Raw genomic sequence first — 13,994 nt, forward strand, 5'->3', positions numbered from 1 at the left:
AGGGGGAACTGCGTCAGGCCATGTCGTTCAGGTGACAGGCGCTCAGGTGGTTGATGGCGATTCCCTTCAAGGTGGGAACCTCGGTTTTGCAGCGCGCCATCGCATGCGGACAGCGCGGGTGGAAGTGGCAGCCGCCGGGTGGGTTGAGCGGGCTGGGGATCTCGCCCTTGATGGCGGTGAAGGTCTTGTGGCGCGATTTCAGATTGGGGATCTCGGCCAGCAGCGCCTGGGTGTAGGGGTGGTTGGGGCGGCGGAACACGTCCTCGACCGGCGCGGTCTCGACCACGCGGCCCAGGTACATGATGACGACGCGGTCCGACAGGTGTTCGACCACGCCCAGGTCGTGGCTGATGAACAGGTACGTCAGGTTGAGCTGTTCGCGCAGGTCCATGAACAGATTCAGGATCTGCGCCTGGATCGACACATCCAGCGCTGCCACGGCCTCGTCGCACACCAGCATCGACGGCTGCACCGCCAGGGCGCGGGCAATGCCGATGCGCTGGCGCTGGCCCCCGCTGAACTGATGCGGATAGCGCTGGCGCAGCGCCGGATCGAGGCCGGCACGCTGTAGCTGGGCGCTGACGTAGTCATCGAAGTCGCCATTGCCGATCAGGCCGTGGATGCGCGCGGCTTCGCCCACGATCTCATCCACGCGCAGGCGCGGGTTGAGACTGGCGTACGGATCCTGGAAGATCATCTGCACCTTCAGGCGCGCGGCATGGGCCTGGGCCGGCGTCATGTCGGCGGGGCGCTGGCCGTTGATCAGCACCTCGCCGCCGGACGGCGTCAACAGGCCGGCCGCGATGCGGCCCAGGGTCGACTTGCCGCAGCCGGACTCGCCGACCAGGCCGACCACTTCGCCGGGCCGCACCAGCAGGTCGACATGATCGACCGCGCGGGTGATGGCCGGCGGCTTGGACAGGCCCAGGCGCTGCATGGCGCGGCCGGCGGCGCCGACGGGGCGCTCGCCGAAGCGCTTGCTGACCTGGCGCAGGTCGATGAGCGGCGTGGCGGCGCTGGCCGGCGCGGCATGGGCGCCGGCGCCCACCTGGTCGCGGATATCCGGAATCGTCGTCTGGCTCATGCCGCCACCTCGCGCAGTTGCCGCGACGGATGAAAGCAGCGCACCTGATGGCCGGGCAGCACGTCGGTGATGGCGGGTTGCTGGCCGCATTGCGCCGTGGCGCGCGAACAGCGCGCCGCGAAGGCACAGCCGGCGGGCAGGGTGAGCAGGTTGGGTGTCATGCCGGGAATCTGGCGCAGGCGCTGGCCGCGCTGGTTGTTGCTGGGCAGGCTGTCGATCAGGCCCACCGTATAAGGATGCTGCGGGCGGTCGAGCACGTCGTCGACCTTGCCGTGCTCGACGATGCGGCCGGCGTACATCACCGCCACGTCGTCGGCCAGGCCCGCCACCACCGACAGGTCATGCGTGATCCAGATGAGGCTGGTGCCGTGCTGCTGCGCCAGCTTCTGCACTTCGGACAGGATCTGCGCCTGGATGGTGACATCCAGCGCCGTGGTCGGCTCGTCGGCGATGATCAGGTCGGGCCGGTGCAGCATGGCGATGGCGATGGCGACGCGCTGGCGCATGCCGCCGGACAACTGGTGCGGATAGGCCAGCAGCCGCTCTTCGGGGCTGGGAATGCCCATCATGCCGAGCGTGTCGCGCGCCAGTTCGCGCGCCTGCGCCTTGCTCATGCGGTTGTGGGCGCGCACCGTTTCGATCATTTGCACGTCGATCCGCAGCACCGGGTTCAACGTCATCATCGGATCCTGGAAGATCATGGCGATGCGGTTGCCCTGCAACTGGCGCAGTTCACGCGCGGGCAGCCTGGTCAGGTCGCGGCCCTGGAACAGCACCTGGCCGCTGACTACGCGGCCGGGGGCGTCCACCAGGCCCATGATGGAAAAGCCGGTGACCGACTTGCCCGAGCCGGACTCGCCGACCAGGCCCAGGATCTTGCCGCGTTCGAGCGTGAAGGACACGTCGTCCACGGCGGGCAGGGTGCCGGCGCGGGTGAAGAAGTGGGTGCGCAGGTTGCGCACCTCCAACGTGGGGGCGGCCGGGGCCGCGACGGGGCGGACGGCGCTCATTTGTGGGTCCTCGGGTTCAGCACGTCGCGCAGGCGGTCGCCCACCAGGTTGATGGCGACGATGGTGATCAGCAGCGCGATGCCGGGGTAGAAACTGATCCAGTATTCGCCGGACAGCATGTATTGGAAGCCGTTGGAGATCAGCAGCCCCAACGAGGGCTCGGTCACCGGTACGCCCAGGCCCAGGAAGCTCAGCGTGGCTTCCAGCGTGATGGCGCGCGCGATCTGCAAAGTGCCGATGACGATCAGCGGCGGCAGGCAGTTGGGCAGGATGTGCTTGAGCATGATGCGCCAGTTGGGAATGTCCAGGCAGCGCGCCGCCTCGACATATTCGCGGCGGCGCTCGACCAGGGCCTGGCCGCGCGCGGTGCGGGCGTAGTAGGCCCACTCCAGGATCACCAGCGTCAGCACCACGTTGCCCACGCCCTTGCCCAGGTAGGCCAGGATCATCATGGCCACCAGGATCGACGGAAACGACAGGATCAGGTCCACCAGCCGCATGATCAGCGCGTCGACCTTGCCGCCGGCGTAGGCCGCCAAGAGTCCCAGCAGCGTGCCGATGACGCCGGCGATCAGCGCCGAGCCCACGCCCACCATCAGGCTGATGCGCAGGCCGTACAGGATGCCCGACAGCAGGTCGCGGCCCTGGCCGTCGGTGCCGAGCCAGTAGTGGAAGGTGTCCAGACCGTTCATCGTGCCTGGCGCCAGGCGCGCGTCCAGCACGTCGATCTGCAGCAGGTCGTAGGGGTCTTGCGGGGAGATCCACGGCGCCAGGATGGCGGCCAGGATCAGCAGGGTGGCGATCACCAGCCCAAACACCGCCGTCTTGGACGACAGGAATTCCAGCAGGTTGCGGCGCCAGGGCGATTCGCGCTTCAGGACGGGCGCGGTGGGCGTTGCGGGTTGCATGGCCTCTGCCTGGGGAATGTTCGGCGCGCTCATGCCGCGGCCTCCAGCCGTACCCGAGGGTCCAGCACTTTGTACAGGATGTCGACGATCAGGTTGAGCGTCACGAACAGGCACACCACCACGATCAGGTAGGCCACGATCACCGGGCGGTCCAGCGCGTTCAGGCTGTCCAGGATCAGCTTGCCGGCGCCGGGCCAGGCGAAGATGCTCTCCGTGATGACGGCAAAGGCGATGGTCGAGCCCAACTCCAGGCCCAGCACCGTCACCAGCGGGATCATGGTGTTGCGCAGCACGTGCACACAGACCACGCGCAAGGGCGACAGGCCTTTGGCGCGGGCGAACTTGACGAAGTCCAGCGGTACGACGTCACGCACGCCGGCACGGGTCAGGCGGATCACCAGCGAGATCTTGAACAGCGACAGGTTCAGCGCCGGCAGGATCAGGTGGCGCCAGCCGTCGGTCGTCAGCCAGGACCACTGGAAGCCCAGGAACTCCACTGTCTGGCCGCGGCCGCTGGCCGGCAGCCAGCCCAGCGACACGCTGAAGGTCATGATCAGCATCAGCGCGACCCAGAAGGTCGGCAGCGAGAAACCGACGATGCTGCCCGCCATCACCAGCTTGGAGAAGCGGCTGTCCGGATACAGTCCGGCCAGCAGGCCCAGCGGCAAACCGACGATCACCGCCAGCAGCAGCGCGGCGATGGCCAGTTCGAGCGTGGCCGGCAGGCGCTGGATCACCAGCTCGACGGCGGGGATGTTGTAGACGAAGCTGTTGCCCAGGTTGCCATGCAGCGCCCCGTTCAGAAAGCCCAGGTACTGTTGCCACAAGGGCTTGTCCAGCCCCAGTTCGGCGATGATGCGGGCGCGGTCGACCTGATCGACGTCCTGACCGATCAGGATGTCTACCGGGTTGCCGATGGCGTGCAGCCCGACGAACACGATCAGCGTCATCAGGAACACGACCACCGCGGCCTGCGCCACGCGGCGGAGCAGCCAAGCGGTCATTGCGCGGTCTCCGCCTGCCGGGTCACGCCAGGCGCCGGGGCCGGCGTCCATTCGTCGCCGAACACCTCGGGTTCCGAGAAGGCTTCCATATTGGCGTAGTGCGTCGTCACATCCTCGCGGTAGAGCAGGCCGGCGATGCCTTGCGCGAGGCGCCTGGCGCCTTCGCTGATGGCGGGGATGTCGCCGGACACGGTGCCGTGGGTCAGCGCGGCCGGGTACGAGAAGCAATGCACGCGGTCCAGGCCGGGACAGGCGCCCGGGGTTTTTTCCTGTAGTTCGAAGGCCGCGCCCAGGTCGGGCGAGTCATGCAGTTCCTGGTCCTCCTCGCCGGGGGCGGGGACGTAGCGGTCGCCCCAGGCGCGCACGTGCGGCGCCAGCGCGGCGAATTCCGGACGCACGGTCCAGTCGATGCGGAATCCCGTCGAGAAAATCAGGAAATCCAGCGTGAAGACGCCCTTGGGCGTGGTGACGCGGATCGCGTCATCGACCAGCGCCAGGTCCTGCACGCCGCAGCCCAGGTTGAAGCGGGCATTCGGGTGGCGCGACACGCGCAGCGTGCTGCCGCGCGGCGGCGGCACCTGGGCGGCGTTGATGTAATGGCGGATCTTCCACTTCCATTCATCGGGCAGGTTCAGATGGCCATGGGTCAGGCCGGGGTTGCCGGCGCCCTTGCCCTTGTTGATGCGCGGGATGTCGTTGCGGCGGATCAGCAGGTCGACGCTGGCCGCGCCCGCTTCCAGGGCGGTGGCGGCGCTGTCCATGGCGGACGCGCCCGCGCCCACCACGCCGACGCGCTTGCCGGCCAGGGTCGCGTAGTCCAGCACGTCCGACGAATGGGCCCAGCGGTCGCGCGGCAGCTTGCGCGCGAAGTCCGGCACGTAGGCGCCGCCCAGGCCGTCGCGGCCGGTGGCCAGCACCACGCGGCGCGCCAGCACGGTGTGGCGGCCGGCGGGCGCTTCGATGTCCAGTTGCACCAGTTGATCGGCGCGCGGCAGCACCGCCAGCACGCGGTGCTGGTTGCGCACGTCCAGGTTCAGCACGCGGCGGTACCAGCGCAGGTAGTCCATCCATTGCAGGCGCGGGATCTTGTCCAGCGCATCCCAGGCTGGGCCGCCGAACTGCGCCTCGAACCAGGCGCGGAAGGTCAGCGCCGGCAGGCCCAGCGCCGGGCCGGTCAACTGCTTGGGCGAGCGCAGGGTTTCCATGCGCGCGGTGGTGGCCCACGGGCCTTCATAGCCCTCGGGCGACTGGTCGAAGATCGGCGCGGCGATGCCCAGATGCGTCAGCGAGGCCGCCGCGGCCAGGCCGGCCATGCCGCCGCCGATGATGGCCACGTCCAGCACCGGCTGGCCGTCCGCCAGGCGCGGCGGCACCCAGGGCTTGGCGGGGAGTTCCAGCCAGGACAGGTCCTGGCGCAGGCGCGCTTCCAGCGCGGCCAGGCCCTGCGGGGCCGGGGCAAGGGATTGATTCATGCGGAGGGGTCCGTAAGTGGGGTGTCATCGCCGTAGATCGACTGCAGCAGCGCGCCGTGCTGGCCGGCGTCGTGCAGCACGAAGCCGGGCAGCAGGCGCGCGGCGGCCTGCGCCAGCGCGTCGGCCATGGCCTGGCAGGCGGGTGTCAGGGCTTGCGACTGCGAGGTAATGACCCCGAAGAAAAAAGGAATGTCCAGGTCGATCGGGCGGATCGCTACGCCCGCCATCGGCGCGCCGTAGGCGGTGATGGGTTCCAGCACCGACACGCCCAGCCCGGCGCGCACGGCGGCCAGGGCATTGACGGACGAATTGGTTTCGATTGGGCCGAGCGTGTGGCCGTTGGGCGGCAGGGCCGCATCCAGGCGGCGGCGCAGGCGGTAAGGGTTGGCCATGGTGACGACGCGGCGCCCGGCCAGTTCGGCCACCGGCACCACCGCATGGCGCGCGGCCGGATCGTCCTCCGGCAACGCCACCACGCAGGGCGCCTGGCCGATCCAGTGCACCGTCAGGCCGCGGTGCTCCAGCGGCAGGCTGGTCGCGCCCAATTGCGCCGCGCCGCTCAGCACGGCGTGCACCACCCGCTCGGGCGAGGCACTGCGCAGCTCGACGCGCGGGCAGGAGGTTTGCGTTTCCACCTGCTTGAGGGCGGCCGGCACCAAGCCGGCAGCCAGGGCCGAGGTTGCCGCCAGCAGCAGCGGCTGCGCCTGGCCCCGGGCGATTTCCTCGGCGCGTTCGCGAATCTGGCGCAGGCTGGACAAGGCGCGTTCGACATCGTCGTACAGCAGGAAACCCTGATCGGTCGGCGTCACGCGCGGGCCGCTGCGGGCGAACAGCGCATAGCCGATCTCGGCCTCCAGCTCTTGCAGCAGGCGGCTGATGGCCGGTTGCGAGCGGCCAAGCAAGCGCCCTGCAGCGGTGACGCTGCCCGTGGACATGACGGCCGCGAAGGCCTCGAGTTGACGAAGTTCCATCTTTCTTGCTTTATGCCAAGGACGAATTCTTGCGTATCAAGTATGCGCCGTACAAATAATTAAAGGGCATAAGCAAATTCCCTAATCGGGATTTCCTTATGCCCTTTCATTACTTCGCGTTATTTCAATGGCTTACGGGATTTCCCTTAGGCCACTTCAATGAGGAAAGCATGGCAAGGGGACGACCGGTATCGGGCACGCGTCAGTCCGTGCCCGGAAACGCGTCGACCCACGTCACGGTCACGTCGGGGAAAGAGTCCACCAGCTGGATCGTGAAGTCCGGGAAGGTGTCGACGATCTTCCACTCGCCGCAACGCTCGGCGAAAGCGTCCACGCGCTGCACGCGGATGTCGGCGAAGGCGTTGACGACCTCTACCCTGATGTCGGGAAAGGCGGTGACGATCTCGACCGCGCCGTGCAGCGGGATGCCGTTGTAGGTGCAGTTTTCTTTATCGACCTCGCCGGCCTGGGCGGCGAAGGCCGGGCCCAGGAGGGCGCCGGCGAGGAGAATGCGAGGCAATGCGCGCATGGGTGTCCTTGAAGACCGGCATCGCCGGCGGGGCCAGGGAAGTGGTTCGGTCGGGATTATGCCTGCGTCCCGGCGAGCCCGCTCGCCGGTCAGGCCTGCGGCGTCCGCAGCCGCGCCATGCTTACACCGCTGACACGGCCGCCGCTGCATCGCCTTGGGCCCGCCCCGGCGGCGCCGTCACGATCGACGTCAGCGCCGGCTCCGCTGCCTTCAACCCCGCCAGATCCGGCCTTGGCCGCCGCAGTTCCTCATTCCCCGCAAACGCCGACTCCATTCCCTGCGCCGCCGCCAGCACCTCGCGATCCCCGCGAAACCGTCCCACGATTTGCAAGCCGAACGGCATCCCCTTGTGATCGCGCCCACAAGGCAGCGTCAGCGCCGGATGCGTGGTCAGCGTGATCACATACGTCAGCGCCAGCCAGCGGTAATAGTTCTCCTGGCGCTTGCCATTGATGGCCTCGGCATACAACTGCGTCCACGGGAATGGCGACACTGGCGTGGTCGGCGACAGGATCAGGTCGTAGTCGTCGAAGGCGCGCTGGAAGCGCTTGATCAGCCGGGTCTGTTCGGCCTGCGCCCAGGCGCAGTCCTTCAGGCTCATGGCCGCGCCCATCTCGAAATTGGCGCGGGGGTTGGGGCCGAGGCTGGCTGGGTCTTTCTCGTAGGCGTCGCGCATGCCGGCCACGAAAGCCTCGGCGCGCAGCACGTCGAAGCAGCGGTGGGCCTCACCGAAGTCGATCTCGATGGGGTCGCAGGCGGCGAACAGATGGCGCATGGCGGCGATCTTGGCGCGGAAGGTGGCGCGGATGCCGTCGTCCACGTCGCACAGCCCGAAGTCTTCGGTATAGGCCACGCGCAGGCGGCCCAGGTCGGCCACGCCGGGGGCCAGGAATTGCAACGGATCGAGCGGATAGCTGAGCGGGTCGCCAGCGTCGGGGCCGGCGCTGGCGGCCATCTGCAGGCAGGCGTCGGCCACGGTGCGGCCCATCGGGCCGACCACCGAGATGGGCGTCCAGCCCAACGGCTTGCGCACGCTCGGCACCACGCCCGGCGAGGGCCGGAAGCCGACCACGCCGCACTTGGCGGCCGGGATGCGCAGCGAGCCGCCGGTGTCCGAGCCGGTGCACAGCGGGAACAGGTCGCTGGCCAGCGCGGCGGCCGAGCCGCCCGAGGAACCGCCGGCATTCAAATTCGGGTTGAAGGGATTGCCGGTCGCGCCCCACACGGTGTTGCGCGAGTTGGCGCCCGCGCCCATTTCCGGCACGTTGGTCTTGGCGGCGACGATGGCGCCGGCGCGGCGCAGGCGCGCCACCAGCGTCACGTCCTCGGCCGGCACGTGGTCGCGGTAGATCGGCGAGCCAAAGGTGGTGAGCAGTCCGGCGGTGGGCTCCAGGTCCTTGACGCCCAGCGGCAGGCCGTGCAGCAGGCCGAGCGCATCGCCGGCCATCACCGCCTGTTCGGCGGCGCGCGCCTCGATGCGGGCGCGCTCGAAGGCGGTGGCGGTGACGGCGTTGATGTAGGGGTTGACCGCCTCGATGCGCGCGATGCACGCCTCCAGCAGTTCCACCGGCGACAACTGGCGCGCGCCGATCATGCGGCGCAGTTCCACCGCCGATAGGCAGACGAGGGAATCGTCCAGGGTCATGAGGGTTTCCTTCAATCGATCTTGATGTTGGCGCGCTGCGCGACTTCGCGCATCTGCGGCAATTCCTTCTGGATCAGCGCTTCGCCCTCGGCCGCGCTGGAGTAGGCCGCCTCGAAGCCTTGCGCCTCCAGGCTCTTGCGCACGTCGGGCGATTCAACCGTGGCGCGCAAGGCGGCTTCGAGCTTGGTCTTCACGTCCGCCGGCAGGCCGCGCGGCGCGGCGAACATGAGCCAGGTGTCCATGGCCACCGATGGGTAGCCCTGTTCCGCGAACGTCGGCACGTCGGGCAGGAAGGCCGAGCGGGCCGGGGCCGACACGGCCAACACCCGCACCTTGCCCTGCTTGCTCTGCGGCAGCGCGGCGGCCACCGTGTCGACCGAGAACGGAATCTGGCCACCGATCAGGTCGGTCATGGCCGGGGCGCTGCCCTTGTAGGGCACGTGGATCATCTTGATCCCGGCGGCGGCCAGGAAGGCCTCGCCCACGAAATGCGCGGTGGTGCCGGCGCCGAACGAACCATAGGCCGGCGGCTCCTTGTCGCGCGCCTTGGCGTAGGCCACCAGCTCTTTCAGGTTCTTGACCGGCACCTGCGGGTTGGCCAGCAGCGCCAGGCCGGTACGGCCGGCGATGCCGATCGGCTCGAAGCTCTTGACCGGATCGTAGGGCAGCTTGTTCTGGATCGCCGGATTGACGGTGAAGGTGGTGCCGGAGCTGACCAGCAGGGTGTAGCCGTCGGGCGCGGCCTTGGCGACATAGCCGGCGCCGATCGCGGTGCCGGCGCCAGCGCGGTTTTCCACCACGACGGTCTGGCCCAACTCCTGGCCGAGCTTTTGCGCGATGACGCGGCCGAGCACATCGGTGGCGCCGCCGGGCGGGTACGGTACCACCAGGGTAACGGGACGGGTCGGGTAGCCGGACTGGGCGCTGGCCGGCGCGGCGGCGGCGAGGGCGCCCGCCAGGGTGACACCAAGGGCGATCAAGGCAGTCTTCATGGTCATGCTCGATAAGAGGGATGGTGGAGGAAAGGCGCATTGGTCTGCGCCTGATGGGCGGCCGCGAGTCGTTGCCCGCGGCTCAGGAATCGGTCGTACGCTTCGGCCGGCACATACAGTCCGCCGGTGGTCCAGGCCAGGTGCGTGGCCCGTGGCAGATGCGGCAGCAGGCCGCGCGCGCGCAGCCACTGCTGGCCGGCGACGCTGCCTAGCAGATGGCGCGGCCCAGAGAATCCGGCCGCCGCCGATGGCTCGATGCGCAGGCCTTCGCTGTCGTGCAGGCGGGCCAGATCGCCATAAAGCGTGTCGTCGGCCACCGTGTAGACCCCGGCCAGCAGGTGACCGACGGCGCCATAGGCCAGGTCGGATGCGCGCGGCACGGCCAGGCCGTCGGCTTCGGTCTGGTTGGTCAGGCCGATGTCGTAGACCGATGGCGGCACCGGCACGCCCGGCAGTTGGCCATGGCCGGCCAGCATGCGCAGCAGGAAGCAGGGCGACTGCACCGGTTCGGCGAAGAAGCAGTGCACATGCGCGCCAAACAGCAGCGACAGGCCGAAGGCGATGCCGCCCGGCGCGCCGCCCACGCCGCAAGGCAGATACACGAACAAGGGATGCTCGGCGTCCACCACAAGACCGGCCTGCGCGATCTGGTCGCGCAGGGTCAGGGCCGCCGCCGCGTAGCCCAGGAACAGCGAGGCCGAGCGTTCGTCGTCGACGAAATAGCCGCGTGGATCGGCCTGCACCTGGCGGCGCCCGGCAGCCACGGCTTTTTCGTAATCCCCCGGATGCTCCACCACCTCGACGCCTCGGGCGCGCAGGCGCGCCTTCTTCCATTCCTTGGCGTCGGCCGACATGTGCACGGCGGCGCGGAACCCCAGCGCCGAGGCGATCACGCCGATCGACAGGCCCAGGTTGCCGGTCGAACCCACCGCCACCTGGTATTGCGCGAAGCAGGCGCGCGCGGCGGGCGTGCCGAGCTGGCGATAGTCGTCGCCCGGGGCGATCAGGCCCTGCGCCAGCGCCAGGTTTTCGGTGAACTCCAGGACTTCATGGATGCCGCCGCGCGCCTTGATCGAGCCGGCCACCGGCAGCGCGTGATCGGCCTTGAGCCACAGGCGTCCGGCCGTGTCCGGCAGGCCCAATGCCGCCTGCATCGCGGGCGCCGCGAGCAGGGGCGATTCGATCACGCCGCCCGCGGCCTCCAGTTCCGGGAACAACTGCGCCAACAAGGGCGCGAACCGCACAAAGCGATCATGGGCGGCGCGCACGTCGGCCATGCCATAGGGCGCGGCGGCGGCAGGCGCGGCCTGATCGGGGCGGGTCCACAACACGGGACGCGCCGCGCGCAGCGCCGCCAAGGACAAGGACGAAACGGAGGCGTGGGACGGGATCATGCCGTGCTGCAAAGGAAAGCGTCGTCGGATGGTCACATCCTAGGCGGGGCCTTAGTATTGCTGCAATATGAATTGTTAGAATCATTCGTTGCGTTTTACGCAAACCAAGGGGAAACCCGATGAACCCGCAAATCCTGCAGGAAGTGGCGGTGCGCTACTTCCTGGAAGTGGCGCGCTGCGGCTCGGTCAGCGTGGCGGCGGACAAGCTGGAGGTGGCGCCGTCGGCGGTCAGCCGCCAGATCGCCCGCCTCGAACGCGAACTGGGCACCTTGCTGTTCGAGCGCCGTTCACGCGGCATGGCGCTGAACGCGGCCGGCGAGCTGCTGGCCGCTTACGCCCGGCGCGCGCAACAGGACGTGGACCGCGTCGCCGGCGACATCCTGGGGCTGCGCGGCCTGCGCCAAGGCTTGGTGCGGGTCGTCTGCACCGAAGGCTTCGTGCATGACGTGGTGCCCGCCGCGATCGCGCGATTCCGCGAGCAATACGCGGGCATTCGCTTCACGCTGGACATATGTTCGCAGCGCGAGGTGCCGGCCCGGGTGCGCGATGGCGCGGCCGATGTCGGCATCACCCTCAGCCTGACCTCGCATCGCGACGTGCGCGTGGAATTGCGCATGCCGGCGCCGGTGCGCGCGGTGGTGGCCGCCGGCCATCCGCTGGCGCGCCAGACCGAGGTAACGCTGGCGCAATTGATGGCCTATCCCCTGGCGCTGCCGGATGCCGATTCCACCTTGCGGCAATTGATCGACATCAGTTGCAGCCGCCAGCAACTGCAATGCGAACCGGTGTTTTCCAGCCGCAGCGTCGATGCGCTGGTGGCGTTTGCCGGGGCCGGCGGCGGCGTGGCGTTCTGTGGTGAACTGGCGATCCGCTATCGGCTGCAGGGCAAGCAGGTGGTGGCGGTGCCGCTGCGCGATCGGGAAATGAACGAACGCCACTTCGAGGTCCAGACCCTGGCCGGCCGCGTACTGCCCCAAGCCGCCGAGGCCTTCATCGCCAGCCTGCGCACGCAATTGCAGGCCGGGGACGCGGGGCCGTGTTGAGGGGCCGGGCGGCCGTGCGGCGCGAGTGGCGCCGGCCGGGCGGCCGCCATCGCGCTACGATGAGTGCCTTCACAGCCTTGGACGTCACATGGAAAACATCAACGGCTTTCAGATCACGCGCGGCGCGGTGCGGATACAGGACGGCTATTTGCCGGTGATCGAAGCGCATGGGCCAGGGGCCGATGGCCGCGCGTTGCGCGGCGCGGTCACCGTGACCGAATACGGCGTGTTCGACGACCAGGAAGTAGCGATCAATGCCGGCTGGAACGTGCAGGTGCGATCAATCGTGGTCGATGGCGACGGCCTGTCGATCCGGATCGACGAATAAGGCGCGGTTTGGTGGGCTATGCCGGCCGATAAAGGCGGATGTGGCCGCGGCGGCCTTCCCGCGCCAGCAGCGTTGTCGCGCAAGCAAAAAAAATCCGGCCCGAAGGCCGGATAAAACATACAACAACAAGCACAACAGCTCGCCGGCACGAGCCAGTGCGATGAGAAATTTATCAGATATGCGATATTCTGCCAGGCGTGGTGTCCATGCTGTGGACATGAATTGGCCACTTTTGGGGTTTTCCTGACCCCGGCACCTTGCGGATCAGCGGGCGCCGGCCGCCAGCAGCGCCTGGACCCGCGCGGGGTCGTCCTGGCTCGAGGCGCGCAGCAGCTCGGCGCCCGCATCGCCTCGCGCGGCGGCGCCGCCTTCGGCCATGGCCAGCAGCGCGGTGGCGAGGAACCTGCGCCAGAGTCGAACGATGGACATGAGGAGCGCCGCCCGCGCACGAAGGGCAGGCTTGCGATCATGCCGCCGCCTGTTCGGCGAACGGCAGGCCTGCGATCGCGGCCGCCGCGTCAGCGCGGGGAAATGATCCGGGGGCGACGTCAGGCCGGCATCTTCTTCTTGCCCAGCAGCGCCAGCGTCAGCGCGCGGCCGCGCCGCATGAAGGGATACAGCGCCGCCGATAGGCAGGGGCGGCGGAAGATCGCGGCATTGACCTGGTTGAAAAGGTCGCTGTCCGAGCTGATCAGCGCCAGCCGGTTGATGCAATCGGCACCCCAGTAGACGTGCCCGTCCAGCCGTAGCAGCATGCCTTCGTTCAGGTCGTAGCCGCGGTCGCGGTAGTGCGCCACCAGCTCGGGATGCTCGCGCATGTCGAGCAATGCGACGGGGCCGACGGCCTTGCGCAACTGCACCATCCGCACGTAGTTCGTGCAGAAGGGGCAATCGCCGTCGTACAGCAGGAAGTTGCGGGGGGCGCTATCCGTATCCATGACGTACAGCTTACCAGCGACTGGCGCTGCAATGCTCAGGCGGCGTCATCCGCCCAGGCCAGCGCCAGGGCGTATTCACGGACATCGGCCGGCCACGCAGCGACCTGGCGCGTGAAAGCCGCGCGATCGCCGGCGTACAACGCCCGCGTCGCTTCCTCGAAACCCGCCAGATCGCCTGCCATGCTCGACATGAAGTGGTATGCCGCTTCCTGCCGCTGGCGCTGCCGGTCGCGCGCCTCGTTGTCGCGTCGCGCCTGTTCGACCAGCTTGCGCAGCGCCACCGAGGCGCCGCCCGGCTGTGCCGCCAGCCAGTCCCAGTGGCGCGGCAGCAGCGTCACCTCGCGCGGCACCACGCCCAGCTTGGGCCGGCCGCGGCCGCGCGGCGCGGCGCCGGCGGTGTCCGCGGTGTCGGCCGCGTCCGCGGGCGCCGGGGTGGCGTCGGGGGGCGCCTGATAGCGCTTGCGGATGTCGGCGTCGCCACCGCGCAGATCCAGGTCCACCTGTCTGCCGGTCAGGTCATCGAACACCAGAATCGCGCCGCGGTCCGGCGCGGCCTGCGCCTGCTTGACGGCCAGGGCGACCTCGGCGAGCGCGCCGCGCGCCAGCAGGCGGTGGCCTTCAAAAGCGGTATGGGGAAGGGCGGGCAGTGTCATGAGGGATATGGGGTTATTTACCC

Annotated in this window: 15 protein-coding genes; 2 read left to right on the top strand and 13 right to left on the bottom strand. The window is 68.9% G+C overall.

What is annotated here, in order from left to right; genetic code table 11:
• Positions 1 to 13: 13 nt before the first annotated feature.
• From K2W61_RS19965 to K2W61_RS20010, 10 genes are all read right to left on the bottom strand, one after another.
• Positions 14 to 1,084 (bottom strand): ABC transporter ATP-binding protein, encoded by a 1,071-nt coding sequence (locus K2W61_RS19965; protein ID WP_236756400.1) that lies wholly within the window; start codon positions 1,082 to 1,084, stop codon positions 14 to 16.
• Complete coding sequence (locus tag K2W61_RS19970) at positions 1,081 to 2,094, bottom strand: ABC transporter ATP-binding protein (RefSeq protein WP_175139705.1); 1,014 nt, start codon at positions 2,092 to 2,094, stop codon at positions 1,081 to 1,083. The genes K2W61_RS19965 and K2W61_RS19970 overlap by 4 nt, the downstream gene beginning before the upstream one ends.
• A complete protein-coding gene (locus tag K2W61_RS19975) occupies positions 2,091 to 3,035 on the bottom strand; it encodes an ABC transporter permease (protein WP_419761611.1) in 945 nt (314 codons plus the stop codon). The genes K2W61_RS19970 and K2W61_RS19975 overlap by 4 nt, the downstream gene beginning before the upstream one ends.
• A complete protein-coding gene (locus tag K2W61_RS19980) occupies positions 3,032 to 4,006 on the bottom strand; it encodes an ABC transporter permease (RefSeq protein ID WP_236756401.1) in 975 nt (324 codons plus the stop codon). The genes K2W61_RS19975 and K2W61_RS19980 overlap by 4 nt, the downstream gene beginning before the upstream one ends.
• Positions 4,003 to 5,478, bottom strand: coding sequence for a flavin-containing monooxygenase (locus tag K2W61_RS19985; RefSeq protein WP_236756402.1), 1,476 nt, complete (start codon positions 5,476 to 5,478; stop codon positions 4,003 to 4,005). The genes K2W61_RS19980 and K2W61_RS19985 overlap by 4 nt, the downstream gene beginning before the upstream one ends.
• Complete coding sequence (locus tag K2W61_RS19990; protein ID WP_175131415.1) at positions 5,475 to 6,449, bottom strand: LysR family transcriptional regulator; 975 nt, start codon at positions 6,447 to 6,449, stop codon at positions 5,475 to 5,477. Before K2W61_RS19990 ends, K2W61_RS19985 begins: the two co-directional genes overlap by 4 nt.
• 202 nt (positions 6,450 to 6,651) lie before the next feature.
• On the bottom strand, positions 6,652 to 6,978 hold the full coding sequence (locus K2W61_RS19995; protein WP_175131414.1) for a 7(1) septoil knot domain-containing protein: 327 nt from the start codon (positions 6,976 to 6,978) through the stop codon (positions 6,652 to 6,654).
• 121 nt (positions 6,979 to 7,099) lie between these two features.
• On the bottom strand, positions 7,100 to 8,623 hold the full coding sequence (locus K2W61_RS20000) for an amidase (RefSeq protein WP_175131413.1): 1,524 nt from the start codon (positions 8,621 to 8,623) through the stop codon (positions 7,100 to 7,102).
• An 11-nt stretch (positions 8,624 to 8,634) separates the two neighbouring features.
• Positions 8,635 to 9,621: a Bug family tripartite tricarboxylate transporter substrate binding protein gene (locus tag K2W61_RS20005; RefSeq protein ID WP_236756403.1), complete on the bottom strand. Its 987-nt coding sequence runs from the start codon at positions 9,619 to 9,621 to the stop codon at positions 8,635 to 8,637.
• Entirely contained in the window at positions 9,618 to 11,009 is a 1,392-nt protein-coding gene (locus tag K2W61_RS20010; protein ID WP_236756404.1) for a D-serine ammonia-lyase, read from the bottom strand. The genes K2W61_RS20005 and K2W61_RS20010 overlap by 4 nt, the downstream gene beginning before the upstream one ends.
• Positions 11,010 to 11,128: 119 nt before the next feature.
• Between K2W61_RS20010 and K2W61_RS20015 the strand changes: the two genes are divergently transcribed.
• Both K2W61_RS20015 and K2W61_RS20020 read left to right on the top strand, forming a co-directional pair.
• On the top strand, positions 11,129 to 12,052 hold the full coding sequence (locus K2W61_RS20015) for a LysR family transcriptional regulator (protein ID WP_175131410.1): 924 nt from the start codon (positions 11,129 to 11,131) through the stop codon (positions 12,050 to 12,052).
• Positions 12,053 to 12,140: 88 nt separating this feature from the next.
• Complete coding sequence (locus K2W61_RS20020) at positions 12,141 to 12,380, top strand: hypothetical protein (protein ID WP_175131409.1); 240 nt, start codon at positions 12,141 to 12,143, stop codon at positions 12,378 to 12,380.
• 264 nt (positions 12,381 to 12,644) lie between these two features.
• On the opposite strand, the gene K2W61_RS20025 is transcribed toward K2W61_RS20020, so the two are convergent.
• From K2W61_RS20025 to K2W61_RS20035, 3 genes are all read right to left on the bottom strand, one after another.
• Positions 12,645 to 12,809: a hypothetical protein gene (locus K2W61_RS20025; protein WP_236756405.1), complete on the bottom strand. Its 165-nt coding sequence runs from the start codon at positions 12,807 to 12,809 to the stop codon at positions 12,645 to 12,647.
• A 119-nt stretch (positions 12,810 to 12,928) separates the two neighbouring features.
• Positions 12,929 to 13,318, bottom strand: coding sequence for a DCC1-like thiol-disulfide oxidoreductase family protein (locus K2W61_RS20030; RefSeq protein WP_175131407.1), 390 nt, complete (start codon positions 13,316 to 13,318; stop codon positions 12,929 to 12,931).
• 35 nt (positions 13,319 to 13,353) lie between these two features.
• Positions 13,354 to 13,971 carry a DUF2239 family protein gene (locus K2W61_RS20035; RefSeq protein WP_236756406.1) on the bottom strand — a complete coding sequence of 206 codons (618 nt, stop codon included), beginning with the start codon at positions 13,969 to 13,971 and terminating at the stop codon, positions 13,354 to 13,356.
• Positions 13,972 to 13,994 lie beyond the last annotated feature (23 nt).

It is taken from the genome of Achromobacter pulmonis (assembly GCF_021733725.1).
GTDB classification, from domain to species: domain Bacteria; phylum Pseudomonadota; class Gammaproteobacteria; order Burkholderiales; family Burkholderiaceae_B; genus Achromobacter; species Achromobacter pulmonis.

Excerpts from the sequence above, each read along its gene's own strand:
- K2W61_RS19965 (WP_236756400.1), bottom strand. The coding sequence starts at position 1,084 with ATGAGCCAGACGACGATTCCGGATATCCGCGACCAGGTGGGCGCCGGC.
- K2W61_RS19970 (WP_175139705.1), bottom strand. The coding sequence starts at position 2,094 with ATGAGCGCCGTCCGCCCCGTCGCGGCCCCGGCCGCCCCCACGTTGGAG.
- K2W61_RS19975 (WP_419761611.1), bottom strand. The coding sequence starts at position 3,035 with ATGAGCGCGCCGAACATTCCCCAGGCAGAGGCCATGCAACCCGCAACG.
- K2W61_RS19980 (WP_236756401.1), bottom strand. The coding sequence starts at position 4,006 with ATGACCGCTTGGCTGCTCCGCCGCGTGGCGCAGGCCGCGGTGGTCGTG.
- K2W61_RS19985 (WP_236756402.1), bottom strand. The coding sequence starts at position 5,478 with ATGAATCAATCCCTTGCCCCGGCCCCGCAGGGCCTGGCCGCGCTGGAA.
- K2W61_RS19990 (WP_175131415.1), bottom strand. The coding sequence starts at position 6,449 with ATGGAACTTCGTCAACTCGAGGCCTTCGCGGCCGTCATGTCCACGGGC.
- K2W61_RS19995 (WP_175131414.1), bottom strand. The coding sequence starts at position 6,978 with ATGCGCGCATTGCCTCGCATTCTCCTCGCCGGCGCCCTCCTGGGCCCG.
- K2W61_RS20000 (WP_175131413.1), bottom strand. The coding sequence starts at position 8,623 with ATGACCCTGGACGATTCCCTCGTCTGCCTATCGGCGGTGGAACTGCGC.
- K2W61_RS20005 (WP_236756403.1), bottom strand. The coding sequence starts at position 9,621 with ATGACCATGAAGACTGCCTTGATCGCCCTTGGTGTCACCCTGGCGGGC.
- K2W61_RS20010 (WP_236756404.1), bottom strand. The coding sequence starts at position 11,009 with ATGATCCCGTCCCACGCCTCCGTTTCGTCCTTGTCCTTGGCGGCGCTG.
- K2W61_RS20015 (WP_175131410.1), top strand. The coding sequence starts at position 11,129 with ATGAACCCGCAAATCCTGCAGGAAGTGGCGGTGCGCTACTTCCTGGAA.
- K2W61_RS20020 (WP_175131409.1), top strand. The coding sequence starts at position 12,141 with ATGGAAAACATCAACGGCTTTCAGATCACGCGCGGCGCGGTGCGGATA.
- K2W61_RS20025 (WP_236756405.1), bottom strand. The coding sequence starts at position 12,809 with ATGTCCATCGTTCGACTCTGGCGCAGGTTCCTCGCCACCGCGCTGCTG.
- K2W61_RS20030 (WP_175131407.1), bottom strand. The coding sequence starts at position 13,318 with ATGGATACGGATAGCGCCCCCCGCAACTTCCTGCTGTACGACGGCGAT.
- K2W61_RS20035 (WP_236756406.1), bottom strand. The coding sequence starts at position 13,971 with ATGACACTGCCCGCCCTTCCCCATACCGCTTTTGAAGGCCACCGCCTG.